This is a genomic window from Paenibacillus sp. GP183 (assembly GCF_900104695.1).
GTDB lineage: Bacteria > Bacillota > Bacilli > Paenibacillales > NBRC-103111 > Paenibacillus_AI.
In genome coordinates, this window is sequence record NZ_FNSW01000001.1 from 108,866 (window position 1) to 124,663 (window position 15,798).

General features: G+C 46.3%; 18 protein-coding genes. 16 read left to right on the forward strand and 2 right to left on the reverse strand.

From position 1 onward, the window contains the following. Positions 1-7: 7 nt before the first annotated feature. A complete protein-coding gene (locus BLV33_RS00505; RefSeq protein WP_139305659.1) occupies positions 8-1,132 on the reverse strand; it encodes a hypothetical protein in 1,125 nt (374 codons plus the stop codon). 87 nt (positions 1,133-1,219) lie between these two features. Next, positions 1,220-3,142 carry an FAD-dependent oxidoreductase gene (locus tag BLV33_RS00510; RefSeq protein WP_090786901.1) on the reverse strand — a complete coding sequence of 641 codons (1,923 nt, stop codon included), beginning with the start codon at positions 3,140-3,142 and terminating at the stop codon, positions 1,220-1,222. 217 nt (positions 3,143-3,359) lie between these two features. Here BLV33_RS00510 and rsgA point away from each other — a divergent pair, with 217 nt between their 5' ends. The 16 genes from rsgA to BLV33_RS00590 all read left to right on the forward strand — a co-directional run bounded on the left by rsgA (position 3,360) and on the right by BLV33_RS00590 (position 15,785). Continuing rightward, the gene (rsgA, locus tag BLV33_RS00515; RefSeq protein ID WP_090798561.1) at positions 3,360-4,409 is read left to right on the forward strand and encodes a ribosome small subunit-dependent GTPase A; all 1,050 of its coding nucleotides are present in this window, start codon (positions 3,360-3,362) and stop codon (positions 4,407-4,409) included. Positions 4,410-4,490: 81 nt separating this feature from the next. Beyond that, positions 4,491-4,841, forward strand: coding sequence for a histidine triad nucleotide-binding protein (locus tag BLV33_RS00520; protein ID WP_090786904.1), 351 nt, complete (start codon positions 4,491-4,493; stop codon positions 4,839-4,841). 110 nt (positions 4,842-4,951) lie between these two features. After that, on the forward strand, positions 4,952-5,125 hold the full coding sequence (gene rpsU, locus BLV33_RS00525; protein ID WP_090786907.1) for a 30S ribosomal protein S21: 174 nt from the start codon (positions 4,952-4,954) through the stop codon (positions 5,123-5,125). A gap of 136 nt (positions 5,126-5,261) precedes the next feature. Then, positions 5,262-5,705 (forward strand): GatB/YqeY domain-containing protein, encoded by a 444-nt coding sequence (locus tag BLV33_RS00530; protein WP_171908962.1) that lies wholly within the window; start codon positions 5,262-5,264, stop codon positions 5,703-5,705. 135 nt (positions 5,706-5,840) lie between these two features. Then, positions 5,841-6,503, forward strand: a complete 663-nt coding sequence (locus BLV33_RS00535) for an NfeD family protein (protein ID WP_090786913.1) — start codon at positions 5,841-5,843, stop codon at positions 6,501-6,503. Between the two features lie 21 nt (positions 6,504-6,524). Continuing rightward, positions 6,525-7,511, forward strand: coding sequence for a flotillin-like protein FloA (gene floA / locus BLV33_RS00540; RefSeq protein WP_090786916.1), 987 nt, complete (start codon positions 6,525-6,527; stop codon positions 7,509-7,511). A gap of 14 nt (positions 7,512-7,525) precedes the next feature. Next, positions 7,526-7,996: a hypothetical protein gene (locus BLV33_RS00545; protein WP_090786919.1), complete on the forward strand. Its 471-nt coding sequence runs from the start codon at positions 7,526-7,528 to the stop codon at positions 7,994-7,996. A 159-nt stretch (positions 7,997-8,155) separates the two neighbouring features. Continuing rightward, positions 8,156-8,434, forward strand: a complete 279-nt coding sequence (gene yqfC / locus BLV33_RS00550) for a sporulation protein YqfC (protein WP_090786922.1) — start codon at positions 8,156-8,158, stop codon at positions 8,432-8,434. An 88-nt stretch (positions 8,435-8,522) separates the two neighbouring features. Next, a complete protein-coding gene (yqfD, locus tag BLV33_RS00555) occupies positions 8,523-9,713 on the forward strand; it encodes a sporulation protein YqfD (RefSeq protein WP_090786925.1) in 1,191 nt (396 codons plus the stop codon). Between the two features lie 6 nt (positions 9,714-9,719). After that, positions 9,720-10,685, forward strand: coding sequence for a PhoH family protein (locus BLV33_RS00560; RefSeq protein WP_090786928.1), 966 nt, complete (start codon positions 9,720-9,722; stop codon positions 10,683-10,685). Positions 10,686-10,737: 52 nt separating this feature from the next. Continuing rightward, entirely contained in the window at positions 10,738-12,981 is a 2,244-nt protein-coding gene (locus tag BLV33_RS00565; RefSeq protein WP_090786931.1) for an HD family phosphohydrolase, read from the forward strand. After that, complete coding sequence (gene ybeY / locus BLV33_RS00570) at positions 12,974-13,507, forward strand: rRNA maturation RNase YbeY (RefSeq protein WP_090786934.1); 534 nt, start codon at positions 12,974-12,976, stop codon at positions 13,505-13,507. The genes BLV33_RS00565 and ybeY overlap by 8 nt, the downstream gene beginning before the upstream one ends. Then, a complete protein-coding gene (locus BLV33_RS00575) occupies positions 13,504-14,211 on the forward strand; it encodes a diacylglycerol kinase family protein (protein WP_253186926.1) in 708 nt (235 codons plus the stop codon). The genes ybeY and BLV33_RS00575 overlap by 4 nt, the downstream gene beginning before the upstream one ends. Positions 14,212-14,233: 22 nt before the next feature. Continuing rightward, a complete protein-coding gene (locus BLV33_RS00580) occupies positions 14,234-14,650 on the forward strand; it encodes a cytidine deaminase (protein WP_090786937.1) in 417 nt (138 codons plus the stop codon). Continuing rightward, positions 14,647-15,552 (forward strand): GTPase Era, encoded by a 906-nt coding sequence (era, locus tag BLV33_RS00585; RefSeq protein ID WP_090786940.1) that lies wholly within the window; start codon positions 14,647-14,649, stop codon positions 15,550-15,552. The genes BLV33_RS00580 and era overlap by 4 nt, the downstream gene beginning before the upstream one ends. An 86-nt stretch (positions 15,553-15,638) precedes the next feature. Further along, the gene (locus BLV33_RS00590; RefSeq protein WP_139305660.1) at positions 15,639-15,785 is read left to right on the forward strand and encodes a YqzL family protein; all 147 of its coding nucleotides are present in this window, start codon (positions 15,639-15,641) and stop codon (positions 15,783-15,785) included. The last annotated feature ends 13 nt before the right edge of the window (positions 15,786-15,798 follow it).

Genomic DNA, 15,798 nt, shown 5'->3' on the forward strand with positions numbered 1-15,798 from the left:
TCTAAATTTAATAATATCCAATTGTATAGACCCCAATTTTCCATTGGCTGTCGACTGGTACAAGCTGGCAGTTCAGATAAGCATCCTGAGTACCATGTAGAACGTACGTTACTTTATAAGTAACGGTTCCGTCTTTTTCATTGACGAATTTCTGGTCTTTAAGCTCCCTGACCTCTGAGCTTGCACGAAGACCGGATAACCCGCCGCCCATTATGTTGCCGCCTTCCGATGCCGGCACCAAAATATCCAGCAATTGAAACGCCTTTTGATCTGTAAAAGCCTGAGATAACCAAATCCGAATCCGTTCTCTTTGGTCGACGCTGATTCTCTTGCCACTATGCGCCAGTCCAATGAGGAGGGAATGATCTACATTGTAAATCCAATCCTGAACTTTCCGCAAAGTTTCTATATCGGATGTCAGTTCCAATTGCTTCAAAACCGGGAAATCTTTCAAAGCACCATCCAATTCGGAATTAGAAATTTGTGTTATCGGAGGAAGTGTAACCTGCACATCGGAAACCGTTTGAACGGCTGCAATATCTGATGTTCCCTCCAGTATCCCTGCATAAACAGAGGCATATGAAGTTATAATCAGGGCAGCGCTTCCCATTGATCCGGGCGGCCCGAATTTCTGTTTATCTTCAGCTTTAGTGAAATGAAGCACAAACCGCATCGATTGCCCTTCAAAAGCCTTAGGCTGAGGCAGCTTGGCGGCAGAAGCGGCATCTGGAATGAAGATCACTTGCCCTGAATTGTAGGCAGCTTCTTGATATAAATATTCATAAGTACCGCTAAGCTGCAGCTCACCATCCCAAACGGATACAATGGAGCCTTTACCGTACGTCCCGGATTCAATCTTGATCAACTTCAATCCCGTCAGATGATCCCCGACTTTTATTGCGGAAGGGTCGTAATGCATGGAAACCGGTGCCAGACTTGGTTCGGCTGTGCGAACGGAGGCCGCAGTTGGAACTTTCGGGGAAGCACCAGAGTTTTGAGCGTCGGGTTCTACATCAGCAAAGACAGGCTTCGTTGCCTCATTTTGATTCAAGCTCATACTGCCTAATGCAGCAAGCAGCAAAACTGCAGCCACGACAGTAATCAACCGAACATTCCTATTACGCGTTCGCACACAAATCCCCCCAAACACTAGGATCGTTTCCCTTTCCTATATTAGACAGATACCAGAAAGAATTGTTGCATGCATACCCCAATTGATTTACTTATTTTGCAGAAGGTGATTCGCTTCTTCGATGATCGCTTGTGCCGCTGTACGAGCGCTGGAAAAAGCGCGTTCAGCCAGCTCGCCCTTGCCCATGCAGCCGTCTCCGCAGAAATAAAAGGGCACATTCTCCACGCGCACCGGCAGCAGCGAATTGGAGGCAATATTTTTCACGCTCGCCACCATCGCTTTTTTCGAAACACGTTTCACTGCTGTGGCGTCCCGCCAGCCCGGGTAATGCTTGTCGAATAAGGCTTCCATTTGCATTGTTTTCTTTTCCAGGTACGCCTTTCTATCCTCATCATTTTGGAAATCATCGCTAAAGTAGGCAATTCCCTGCAGCAGCTGCCCGCCTTCCGGCACAAGTGTATGATCAGTTGCCGAAACATCGCTGATAAACAGCTTGTTATCCATATCGCTGATATAACTGAACGGACGCGCCACCACCTGGCTAAGCCCGACATCATAAACCATAACCTCGGTAGCGGTATTGGATTCATAAGGGGATAGAAACGGCTCCCAGGCGGTTCCTTTCAAAAGCTTTACGACCTGCTGCACCGGCATCGCAAAAATAACTTTATCAAAAGTTTCTTCCCGGGTCTTGGTCTGCAAAATAAATTTTTTGTCCGCATAACGGATGCTTTCCACACCTTCTTGCAAAGCTATATCCCAACGGCCGGAGGTTTGGATTTTTTGTTTCAACTGGTTGGTAATCACCGCCCAGCTGCCCAGAATGTAGTTTACAGGCTTGCTGGAGAGGAACAGATTGTGGTAATACTCACTGATCACTGCGCCTGAAACCTTGCGAGCGTCCTCGGGTGTGATGAAGAAATTGGAGCAAACCAGATGCTCCCACAGCTCTTTTACTTCCTCGTCGGCAGCTGATTCGGCTAAATAATCGCCGAGCGTTGCATAGTTTTTGAGGTTATGAATGTTGGCGATGATCGCTGTGATTTCTCCGGCAAAACGTACCTTTTGCATCGTGCTGAGCAGATTCGTTTTAAGCAGATTCACAAAATCGAGCGGAGCCTCCGTAAGCCGATTATGCTTTGCGTACATCACTCTTCGTTTATCCACTTGCTTGGAGCTAAAAGACAGCCCGAGCTCTTTTTCCATCAAGCTCAGCTTGTGGCGGTCAATCCCGTAAATTGCATGGGCTCCATAATTGAGCGTAAACCCGGATTTTTCATAAGTAAAAGCTCTTCCACCGAGCTGTGGACTTCGTTCAAATAAAACGCCCTCAATATGAGGGTTTTCCGATAAATAAGCTGCTGCGGTAAGACCCGCGAGTCCGCCTCCAATAATGGCTGTTTTCATGTTAATTTCCTCCTGGGAATGGGATTCAATTTGCAGTGGAGAGAAGGGGTTGCTGGAGCGAATGCCGGTCCATGCATAGGCCAGATTGCTGCGAACCATTGAGATCAAATCGGCTCCATCCTGAGAACACCAAAGCATCACGCTCCCCCAATACGAAGAGACCAACAGCTGGGCCTTGCCAGGCTCCGGAAGCCAGCGCAAAACACTCTCAAATAACACCTTGACCTGCTCCTGCTGAACGCTTCGTATCGTTTCATTATGCAGGGATAAAGCCGTAAGGCTTCGAATCAGCCGCGATGAATGCGCAATATTAGACGATAAGTCCAAAAAGAGCCGATTGATATGTCCTTCAAGTGACTGCACCTTGGATGGAGGCTGTTTGACCCATTCTTGAATCCGTTCAATTTGCTTCCTGTATAACTCGGAAATGATCTCATCCTTACTTTTAAAATAATGATAAAAAGTTCCTTTGGATGTTCCTGTGGCGGCAATAATATCATCTACGGACACGTTTTCGTAGCCTTCTTCCATAAACATCGCCAAAGAGACTTCCATGACGACATCACGTTTCTTGCGCGTTGCAGCTCGCATGAATGGACTCATTTTCTCACCTCATCCTCAGAGTTCCATCTCCCTCCATTATATGCATTATCCAAGGTTCGGTCTACAGAAAAATAGACTATCAGTCTAATATTTCAGGATTTTTTGATTATCAATTAAGTTTTCCAGTGTAACCGATATCTTATTCCCATATACTAGAAACAGGAATGTCAACATGACATCAGAGGAAGGAAGCGAAATTGAATTGGATTTGCAATCGATGGGGTGGACCCCCTTTTTTGAACAAGCTTTTGAGCCTTATCAAAAAGAAGGATACAGCGCAGGGAGAGTCGCGCTTGAGCATAAACACATTTATCGCGTTTATTCCGAACATGGAGATTTGCTGGCGGAAGTTTCCGGTAAGCTTCGTCATCTGGCTTCAGCCCGAGGCGATTATCCGGCAGTTGGCGATTGGGTTGTCCTTACGGCCCGTCCGGAGGAGCAGCGGGCTACGATTCATGCCATATTACCGAGGAAAAGTAAATTTTCCCGCAAAGTGGCAGGCGATGTGACGGAGGAACAAATTGTAGCCACTAATGTGGATACCATATTCCTGGTAATGGCCATGAATCAGGATTTCAATGTGCGTCGCATGGAGCGCTATCTGGTGCTCGCGTGGGAGAGCGGTGCCGAGCCTGTAATTGTCCTCAGCAAAGCAGATCTTTGTGAGGAACCCGACGAACTGCTTGCCCAATTGGAAGCCGTGGCCATCGGCGTTCCCATCTATATGATAAGCTCCACGGAAAATCGCGGTATCGATCAACTGACAGCTTATGTATCCGCAGGGCAAACTGCAGCTTTGCTGGGATCATCGGGTGTCGGCAAATCCACGCTGATCAATCGAATGTACGGTGTTGATATATTGGACACAGGAGGGATCCGCGAAGACGATGATAAAGGAAAGCATACTACTACTCATCGCGAGCTGGTCGCCTTGCCCGGCGGCGGATTGTTAATCGATACACCGGGAATGCGCGAACTGCAGCTTTGGGAAGCTTCGGAAGGGCTGAGCTCATCCTTTCAGGAAATCGAAGATTTAGCCTCGGCATGCTTTTATCAGGACTGCAAACATCAGAAAGAGCCGAATTGTGCGGTCAAGCAAGCATTATCGGATGGATCTCTGGATGCAGACCGTTACAACAGTTTTGTCAAGCTGCAAAAAGAACTGGCCTATCTGGCAAGAAAAGAAGATAAGAGCCTCCAGGCTGCGGAAAAAGAAAAGTGGAAAAAGATTCACCAAGCCAACAAAAAACGAATGAATCGCATCTAAAAAGCATAGTTGGATTTTTCCCTTTATTTTCGATAAAATATTTACAGGATAGTAGCATTTATGATCAAGGAGTGTTCACTCATGCAGGATTGTCTTTTTTGTAAAATTGTCGCGGGTTCGATTCCTTCCAGCAAAGTCTACGAAGACGAGGATATACTCGCCTTTCGTGATATTCAACCGGCAGCGCCCATACATATTTTGATCATCCCCAAGAAGCACTATGCCTCCATGAACGATGCAGGGGAAGAAGACTGGACACAGATTGGACAATTACATAAGGCGGCTAAGCAAATCGCTATGGAGCAAGGTGTTGCGGAGACAGGCTATCGACTGGTTAATAACTGCGGACCGGATTCAGGCCAAGTCATTTTTCATCTTCATTTTCACCTGCTCGCGGGTGAAAAACTGGCGCCTTTAGGTCATGTCAGATAAGTGTTATATAGGATTTGGGCTTCTGGTTGACACCCCCTTTCCATATATCATATAATGAAATTTGATGAAACGTTTTTTACGCGCGTTCTGTTCGGAGGGAGGGATTACAGGTGTCAGAAACTCGAGTTCGCAAGAATGAAACTATAGATGCTGCTCTTCGTCGGTTTAAGCGATCCATCGCTAAGGATGGCGTTTTAGCAGAGGTTAAAAAACGCAAGCATTATGAGAAGCCAAGCGTTAAGAAAAAGCTAAAGTCGGAGGCTGCTCGCAAGAGAAAGTTCTAGGACAAGTCCTTTCTTTCCTAATTCCGAATGTTTTTTGCATATTTCAACTAATTAAATGATGATGAATGAGCTACTTAATTCTTTATTAAGTAGCTTTTTCGTTAAATATTACGAACGAAGGAGCTCGAAATTACATATGTCTATTAAGCAGCAGCTGACGGAAGATATGAAAACCGCAATGAAAGCAAAAGATAAAGTTCGTTTGTCGATCATTCGAATGATCAAGAACGAAATTGATAAGCGTGAAATTGATACGCGAAAAGAGTTAACCGAGGCTGAAGCGATTGAAGCCGTTACCAGCTACAAAAAAGTGGTTTCCCAACAACTGGAATATGCTGTAACTGCTAATGAACAAGAACGAATTGACGAATTTAATTATGAGCTTCAAGTAGTCAATCAATACTTGCCTAAGCAGCTATCCGAAGATGAAGTGAGACATATTGTCCAATCTCTGATTGACTCAAACGGATTTGCCGGAGTTAAAGATAAAGGTGCATTGATGAAACTGTTAATGCCGGAAGTAAAGGGCAAGGCGGATGGTAAATTAGTAAGTGATGTTGTGACTGAATTGCTTGGATAAATCTCATACCCCAAAAACATCCTATACATAAAACTTTATGCACGGGATGTTTTTTTGTTGTCTTCTTGAAACAGTTTGCTTGAGCAAACGTACATATGATTAGAAGCTGATTGATGAGGGAGGAGGAAGCACACGATGTGGGAAACATTATCAGCATTTCTTACCCATCCGGTTACAGCGACCATATTACTGCTTGTGGGGATTGTCGGTATTGCAATGGAATTGTTGTTTTTTAGCGGAGGCTTGCTGGCTTTAGGTGGAATCCTGGGATTTGGGCTTTATTTCCTGGGCTATTACCTGGCAGGATTTGCGAGTTTCGGAGATTTGGCCATTTTTGGAATTGGAATCGTTCTCTTGATTTTGGAAATGGTTATACCCAGCTTTGGGATCTTAAGTGTTCTGGGAGCCATATGCTTATTTGGCGGCGTCATGCTGGCCTCATCCGATCCACAGCAAGCTTCGATTTCACTAGGCATCGCGTTTTTTCTTGCCATTGTCATTGTGGCCATTTCGTTTAAATATTTGCAGCATCGCGGCACCTGGAATCGATTTATTTTGCGCGAGCAGTTGACCACGGATAAAGGGTTTACCTCCAATCCGAACAAGATGAATTATCTGGGCAAACAAGGAGAGGCTCTGACTCCGCTTCGACCAGCAGGTACGGCTCAAATCGATGGACAGAGGATTGATGTTGTCACGGACGGAAGCTTTATCAGCCGCGGCAAGCCTGTGGAAGTTGTCCAGGTGGAGGGAACAAGGGTTGTAGTGAGAGAAATAATAATCAAAACCGAAGTTTAATAAAATTATGGAGGAACTCAGATGGATCCGAATTTGTATTTGCTGCTTCTCGCGGCCCTTATCATCGTGGCACTTTCAGTGCTGTTAAGTGTTGTCCCCGTTATGCTATGGATTTCCGCACTTGCTTCTGGAGTGAGAGTGAGTATTATCACATTGATTGCGATGAGGCTGCGCCGCGTTATTCCGAGCCGGATCGTCAATCCGATGATCAAAGCCACCAAAGCCGGTATAGATCTCAGTATGAATCATTTGGAAAGCCATTATCTCGCAGGAGGTAACGTAGACCGGGTTGTAAATGCATTGATTGCAGCGCATCGGGCCAATATTCATCTGGAATTCGAGAGAGCCGCAGCGATTGACCTGGCAGGTCGTGATGTCCTCTTGGCCGTTCAAATGAGCGTTAATCCTCGTGTTATTGAAACGCCTATTGTGTCTGCTGTCGCAAAGAACGGAATTGAAGTTAAGGTTATCGCTCGTGTAACTGTGCGTGCAAACATCGACCGCTTGGTCGGGGGTGCCGGTGAAGAGACGATTATAGCCCGTGTAGGTGAAGGTATCGTTACAACCGTCGGCAGCAGCGAGTCCCATAAAGATGTGTTGGAAAATCCGGACATGATTTCACGGACTGTACTTGGCAAAGGTCTGGATGCCGGCACAGCGTTTGAAATCTTATCGATTGATATTGCCGATGTTGATGTAGGCAAAAATATAGGGGCGCATTTACAAACCGAGCAAGCTGAAGCGGATAAACGAATTGCCCAAGCCAAGGCTGAAGAGCGACGGGCTATGGCTGTCGCCGTTGAGCAGGAGATGAAAGCCCGCGTTGTCGAAATGCGTGCAAAAGTCGTCGAATCCGAGTCGCAAGTGCCCATCGCTATGGCGGATGCGCTTCGCAGCGGAAAGCTTGGCGTGATGGACTATATGAATTTAAAAAACATTGAATCCGACACCCAGATGCGTTCCTCGCTCGGAAAAATGAACGATTCCGGCAAAACCGAGAAAGAATAAGGGAGGAGATCGCTTTGGCGCTGATTGAATTCCTGCTTAAAAATTGGATTTTTGTGATTATTGCACTTGCTTTACTCTCCCAGTTTAGAAAAAAAGCTTCTACTCGAAGAGATCAGTCCCAGAGCAGTGAAAAGAGCGGTATGCCCGCCTTTGGCGGCAGCCCGACCATACCCGGCAGCCTGGCAGGCAAAACGATCAATAAGCCTGCAGCAGTGAAACAGCAAGCATCCGGCTCCGGCTTTAATCCCCCTCCTAAATCTTCGAAGGGAACATTGATGGATAACAAACGAACTTTAATGGATTCAGGAGCTTCATCCCCGTTATTAAGGGAAAGCTCACAGCCAGATAATCTTTATCGTGATGCTTACGCTGATTCCTCGACAACAAATACCATGCAGACTAGCAAACAGCAGCTGGCACAAGGCATCATTTGGGCAGAAATTCTCGGCCCTCCCAGAGCCAAGAAGCCATTTCGCCGAAGATAAATGGCCAATGTCTGAATATATCGAACTATTTGACCGTCCGGAATTTTCCTGACGGTTTTTCTCTGCTCATAAATGGTGGCTGGGCAGCATAATTTGTAAAGAGCTCTGTGCTTTGGGCCGCTATCATATCATTCTATCTAAAGGGGGTACAGCCAAGCTATGCGTCGCTTTACCCGCAAATGGAGCCAATTAACAGCTAAAGTGCTGGACCTACCGCAGGATGTGGTACAAGATCTGCCGCGCATGACGATGATCGGCAATGTGCAGCTTTATATTGAAAACCATCGGGGCGTGCTGCATTTTACCAGCAATGAGCTGCAGCTTCAGCTAACGAAAGGGAAGCTGGAAATTCAAGGGAAGCAATTGGTGATTCGTGCCATTTTGCCCGACGAAGTTTTCATTGAAGGGGTCATAGACGGCATTAAATATACACCTTAATTTATGCTTACGAAGCAAGTTTACTTCGAAAACTCTAAGATAATGCTTACGAAGTAAGTTTTCTTCGAAAACTTTAAGGAGGCTCTTTATGCAATCCACATTCTTCTCTTGGCTGAGCGGATATGTTCGAATTGAGCTTAGAGGCAGCGGGTGTGAAGCGTTGCTCAATGAATTGATTGTAAACCGGTTTCAGGTTTGGGATATTCAGGTCGATTCAAATAATCGCATGAAGCTGCAGATCTCGATCCGTGATTTCTTCAGGCTGCGCCCTATTTGCAAGCGGACAGGCTGTCGGCTGCATGTCCAGGAGAGGCGTGGACTTCCTTTTTTTATGGACAAATTAGCCCATCGCAAGTTTTTTATATCGGGAGCAGCCGGTTTTATTATCGGACTCTATTTGCTGACCTCATTGGTATGGCAGGTCAGTGTGGAAGGAAATGAAAAGATCACGACAGATACTATTTTACAAGTGGCTTCACAGCAAGGCATTCAACGCTTTCAATGGAAATTTCGGCTGCCTGAAGCAGATGCGTTATCGCGTAATTTACAAGGCCATCTGCCCGGTACGGCATGGGTTGGTGTGAACATTCGAGGCACCCATATCACAATCAAAATTGTGGAATCCACGGTCCCCGACAAACCGCCGCTGATGAACCCAAGAAATCTGATAGCTTCCAAAAACGCATTGGTTACGGAAATCATGGCAGTTAAGGGCAGACCTGTTGTCAAACCGAATATGTATGTGCGAAAAGGGGACTTGCTTATTTCCGGTATCATTGGCATGGAGCCGAATACGCAAATTGTCGTAGCGACAGGAACTGTCAAAGGACTGATCTGGTATACCTCCAATATTGAGGTTCCGCTGGTCAAAACCTATAAAGTGTACTCCGGTGAAAGCTATAATCGCAGGTATTTGGTGATGGGAACGAGAGCTCTGCAGCTGACGGGTTACCGCAAGCCATCTTATGCGGAATCGGAGACCATTCCTGAACGCAAAACCTTGCAGTGGCGAAGCTATTCGCTGCCGATAGGCTGGCTCTATGAAAAAGTCATGGAAATGCATCATGTTAACCAGCCCATCAGCTACGAAGAGGCAAAATCAAACGGTTTGGAGCAAGCGAAGCTTGATCTTTTGTCAAGCTTGGGCAAGGAATCTCGCATCGTGAGTGAAAAAATTTTGCATCAAAAAACAGACAATGGTAAAGTTTATATGGAAGTGCTTTTTGAAGTGGAAGAATCGATTATAGAAGAGCAGCCTATTGTGATAAGAGGAGAATGAGGCCTTTTGGCAGAAAACGCAAAAACTGTGAAATTTGCTTTGAAAAACCCGGCGGAAGGGCTCGCATTATTTGGCCCACAGGATAAATTCTTGCGTTTGATTGAGCAGGAGATCAGCGCCCAGATTTTCACTCGTGAAGCAGAGTTGACGATTCAAGGCGCATCTGCGGAAGTGGATTCGCTTCAGCAGCTTTTCGACGTATTGCTGCAATTGATTCGCAATAACTATACACTTACGGAACGTGACATCCATTATGCCATTGAACTGGCCAAGCAGATGAAAGCAGATCAATTGCTGGATCTGTTCAAGGGTGAAATCACAACAACGCATAAAGGCAAACCGATTCGCGTCAAGACTATTGGACAGAAGCAGTATGTCGCCACAATCAAGAAAAAAGACATCGTTTTCGGTATTGGACCAGCAGGTACGGGAAAAACCTACTTGGCTGTCGTTCTTGCCGTCACTGCTTTAAAAGAAGGGCGTGTCAAAAGAATCGTGCTGACAAGGCCGGCCGTGGAGGCCGGTGAAAGTCTCGGTTTCTTGCCCGGGGACCTGCAGGAAAAGGTTGACCCTTATTTGCGACCGTTGTATGATGCTCTTAATGACGTGCTTGGCCCCGATCAAGTAGCCAAGTCGCTCGAACGGGGTCTTATTGAAATCGCTCCCCTGGCATATATGCGCGGACGCACACTCGATGATTCATTTATCATTCTCGACGAAGCACAGAATACAACGCCGGAGCAAATGAAAATGTTCTTGACCCGGCTGGGCTTTGGTTCGAAGATGGTGATTACGGGAGATGTGACCCAAATTGACCTGCCTCGCGGCAAATCGTCCGGCTTGGTTGAGGTAAACCGGATTCTTCGCGGTATTGAGGAACTGGGTTTCATTTATTTTGACGAGCAGGATGTGGTCCGTCATTCTTTGGTGCAAAAAATTATCGTGGCCTATAACGAACAAGCAGATAAATGACGAATCCTGATCGATGGCAGACGGCTTTTTGTGAAGAGAGGAATGACCTTCCATGAGCAAGACTGAAATGCAAGCTAAAAGCAAAATTCATGATCAGCTGATTGGATGGAAATATAGCGGTTGGACCCGTATCCTGCTCTTTTTGATGCTTATGCTGCTTTTTTATTTTTCATTATCCCCAAAATTGATCCCCCAGGTTTATGATATTAAGCTTGGAGCGGCAAGCGCCAAAACGATTTATGCGCCGAGTCAGACGGAGAATTTTATCGCCACCGAAAAAGCCAAGGAAGATGCGGTCAAAAAGGTTCAGCCGGTATATCGGATCGTGAATCTCAGGAATGATGTGCTCGTTGATTCCATTTTTGATAGAATGCTGCAAATTAATAGTGATGCCGAAGTCAAATTCGACGACAAGGTCAGTATATACCGAAATGTGATTCCACAGCTTGTGCTGGATATGGAAAATAAATCGATCAAGACTTTTCGCGACAGTGGTCAATACAATGATACATTGCTCCAGGAAATGCAAAATCGGCTGGTTGAACAGCAGTACCGACTTCCGGAGGAAGTGTTTTTTAAAATTCCGAGGCTGACCAAGGAAGATTTGGCAGCTATGCTCCCGGTTACGAAGTCCATTGTTTCCAAAATCATGAGTGATGCCATTCCGGAAGCACAAGAGTCGAGATCCAAGGTAGCAGAGCTGGTCAACACATCCGAATTGACGAAGAATACGACACGTGAAATGGTTCAGGAGTTAGTGAGAACCGTTATTACACCCAATAAATTTTTTGATCAAAAAGGCACCGAGGACGCCAAAGGGCAGGCAAGAGAGAATGTGAAGCCTGTCTATATTAATAAAAATGATGTTTTGGTGAATCAAGGCGAAATCATTACGGATGAGATTTACCAGCGTTTAAATAAGCTTGAGCTGCTGAAGGATAAAGCGAATTATCTTCCAGAGCTTGGCCTCATCATTCTGACACTGTTATTTTCTTTTTTTATTTACATGTTTGTTCGCCAGAGCAGCCTGCCGATAGCCACAAGCAATACCCAATTGGTGATGCTGGTGCTTATATTTACCTTGAATGTCATCGGAATGAAGATCATAACTTTGGGACAAAATTTAGCTTATCCTTATATTGGATATTTGGCGCCTGTTGCGATGGGCAGCATTTTAATCGCGATTCTGCTCAATGCGTCGCTGGCTTTCAATTCTTCGGTTATGTTTGCGCTTTTATCCAGTATTATTTTCAATACAGACAATGTGCAGCTATTTGATTTCCGGTATGGATTAGTTACACTTGTCGTATGCTTTACGGCTGTGTTTACCATCCAGCGCGCGAGCCAGCGTTCCGCCATACTCAAAGCCGGGCTCCTGATATCTCTGATTTCCATGGTCACCATAACGGCTATGCTGCTGCTGAACGATCATTACTCGCAAAGGGATATTCTGTTTTCGCTTGCTTTTGCAGCTGCAGGCGGGCTGCTGACTGTGGTCTTCGTCATTGGACTCCTTCCCTTCTTTGAGCTCGCGTTCGGAATCCTTTCCCCACTTAAGATGGTCGAGCTGTCCAATCCGAATCATCCCCTGCTGCGTAAGCTGCTCACGGAAACACCGGGCACATATCATCACAGCATCATGGTCGGCAACTTATCGGAAACGGCGGCTGAATCGATTGGAGCGGACGGGCTGCTCTGCCGTGTCGGTTCCTATTACCACGATATCGGCAAGACCAAGCGGCCTATGTATTTTATCGAAAATCAAACGAATATGGAAAATCCGCACGATCGGATCGACCCGAATCTAAGCAAATCCATCATTACAGCCCATCCGCGGGATGGGGTAGAGATGTTGAAGGATTATAAAATCCCCAAACCGATCCGCGATATCGCGCAGCAGCATCATGGAACGACACTGCTGCATTACTTTTATCAGAAGGCTATTAAGCTTAATAAGCTTGCTGAAAGTGCAGAGGTCGACAAAGAAATACTGGAAGAGGACTTTCGTTATCCGGGGCCAAAGGCGCAGAGTAAGGAAGCGGCTATTGTGGGCATCGCGGACAGCGTGGAGGCAGCGGTTCGTTCCTTGAGGAAACCGACGCTGGAGCAAATTGATACGATGGTACATAAAATCATCAAGTCCCGCCTGGATGACGGACAGTTCAACGAATGTGACCTGACGCTCAAGGAGCTCGATACCATCGAGAAAACGCTCAATGAAACGCTGCTGGGAATTTTCCATTCCCGTATCGATTACCCGAGCGAGCAAGATAAAAAGGAGGCGGCAAATGGCTAATTCTGATTTGACCCTTGAATGGAACAGCGAGCAGGATCATATAGAAATCACGCCCGAATTGATTGCCAAGCTTGAGGAGCTGCTGCGCCTGGCTGGAGAAATGGAAGGCGTTACGGAAGGCGAGGTTGCTCTTTCTTTTGTGGATGATGAAGCCATTCACGAGCTGAATAAGCAGTATCGCGGTATCAACAAGCCAACGGATGTGCTTTCCTTCGCCATGTCGGAAGCCGGTGAAGAAGAAATCGAAATTCATTACGATCAGGCTGGGGAAGATGAGCCGGATGAACAACCGGGAGAAGGTGAAGAAGATTCGTTCATTGAGCCCCTTGGAGATATAATTATTTCAGTACCAAGAGCTATGGAACAGGCTGAAGATTACGGCCATTCCGTGGAACGCGAGCTAGGATTTTTGTTCGTGCACGGCTTTTTGCATTTAATCGGTTATGATCATCAGAGCGAGGAAGATGAAATTAGCATGTTTGCCAAACAGGAAGACATCCTGCAAAAGGCCGGGCTTTCGCGGTGAGTAAGCACAGTTTTAGCAGGTGGCGGCGGAGCTTTCGATTTGCTTACGAAGGAATCAAATACGCGCTGGATACGCAAGGCAACATGAAATTCCATTTCTTTGTTGCTTTTCTTGTTTTGTTTGCGGCGTTATTTGTTCACTTGAATAAAATCGACATCCTATTTATTTTGCTCGCTGTAACTCTTATGATTGTAACCGAGCTCATCAATACAGCGGTTGAAAAAACGGTGGACCTTGCAATGCCTGAACGCCATCCAATGGCCAAAATCGCCAAAGATGTCGCGGCCGCTTCCGTTTTGGTATCCGCTGTATTTGCAGTTGTTGTCGGGATGGTCGTGTTTTACGAACCGATCAACCAGCTGTTTCAACAGACGAAGCAGCAGGATTATCGAACTTCGGCCGGGATGATCTGGGTGCTGCTCGGCCTCGTCGTTTTGTCGGTGATTGTCATCGAAACCCGATTTTCCGATAAGGGCAAGTTTGTGCGGCCCAGCCTGCTGAGCGCTGTCGCTTTTGCAATCTCGACCGTCATTGCCATTTTTGTGGACTATACGATTGTTGCTTTGCTAGCCTATTTATTATCCGCACTTATCTTTATTATCCTGTATGATAAAAAGACGCGGCCTTTCCCGGCCTTGATCCTTGGCGGTATCATCGGAGCCGCCGTTACCATTTTCGCTTTTATATTCATAAACCTTCATTAACGGCTTGAGAGGATGATTTTCATTGGAAGACAAACAATTGATAGAGCTTGCTTTAGAGGCCAGAACGAGAGCTTATACTCCATATTCGCATTTCAATGTTGGAGCGGCCCTTTTAGGGAATGATGGTAAGGTGCATCTGGGCTGCAATATCGAAAATGCCGCCTACGGTCCTACCAATTGTGCGGAACGTACGGCCGCTTTTCGGGCAATTGCCGATGGACATGCTCCCCGGTCCTTTCAGGCCATCGCAGTCATTGCAGATACAGAAGGTCCTATTGCACCCTGTGGTATATGCAGACAAGTGCTGATTGAGCTATGCGGACCGGATATGCCGGTCATCTTAAGCAACCTGAAAGGTGATGTCGTGCGAACAACGGTTTCTGAGCTGCTGCCCGGAGCTTTTACACAAAAGGATTTAAACCAGGAGGATAACCAGTGAGCCAAAAGGCAAAATCGTTCAAATCCGGATTTGTATCGATCATCGGCAGGCCGAATGTGGGAAAATCCACGCTGATGAATCAAATCATCGGCCAGAAGATTGCCATCATGTCAGATAAACCGCAGACGACCCGCAATAAGATTCATGGGGTATACTCAAGGGAACAAGGGCAGATCGTTTTTCTGGACACGCCCGGGATACATAAACCGACCTCAAAGCTCGGCGATTACATGATGAAGGTGGCGCAGGGCACCCTCGGTGAAGTCGACGCGATTTTATTTCTGATCGATGTGGCAGAAGGCATTGGCGGCGGTGACCGTTTTATTATTGAACAATTAAAAAATGTTAAAACTCCCGTCATCCTAGTTTTAAACAAAATCGATCAGGTGCATCCGGAGGCGCTGCTGCCGATCATTGTGAAGTATAAAGATCTATACGACTTTGCCGAAATCGTACCCATATCCGCATTAAGCGGCAACAATGTGACAACTCTGCTGGATCAAATTATTCGTTATTTACCGGAAGGTCCGCAGTATTACCCGGCCGATCAAGTGACTGATCATCCAGAGCAGTTTGTATGTGCGGAGCTGATCCGGGAGAAAATTCTCCATTTGACTCGAGAAGAGATCCCGCACTCCATAGCCGTGCAAATTGAAGACATGAAGGTTCAGGAAAATGGACTTGTCCGCATTTCGGCGGTTATTTTTGTGGAGCGTGATTCTCAAAAAGGGATCATTATAGGCAAGCAAGGTGCGCTGCTGAAAGAAATTGGGCAGAAAGCAAGACATGATATCGAGGCGCTGCTGGGTTCCAAAACGTTCCTGGAATTGTGGGTCAAGGTTAAAAAAGATTGGCGAAATCAGGAAAGAGTATTGAAGGAACTTGGCTTCCGTAACGACTAACGAAGCTGTAACCAGTTATTGCTTTACATATATCCTGCTTGAGAGACCCAAACTAAAGTCATCATGTTCAGTGGGAGATGTTCTGCATGAGAGATTTTACGTGGGAATTTTTTTCTAAAACGGGTGACCTGGATGCCTATTTACTGTATAAGCAGGTTTCGGGAGTGATCCGCATGGAGCCGGAAGGGCTCAAGGATGAGCAGGAAATCGAAGATCAGCCGGGCGGGACATAAACCGTTTCTCCCT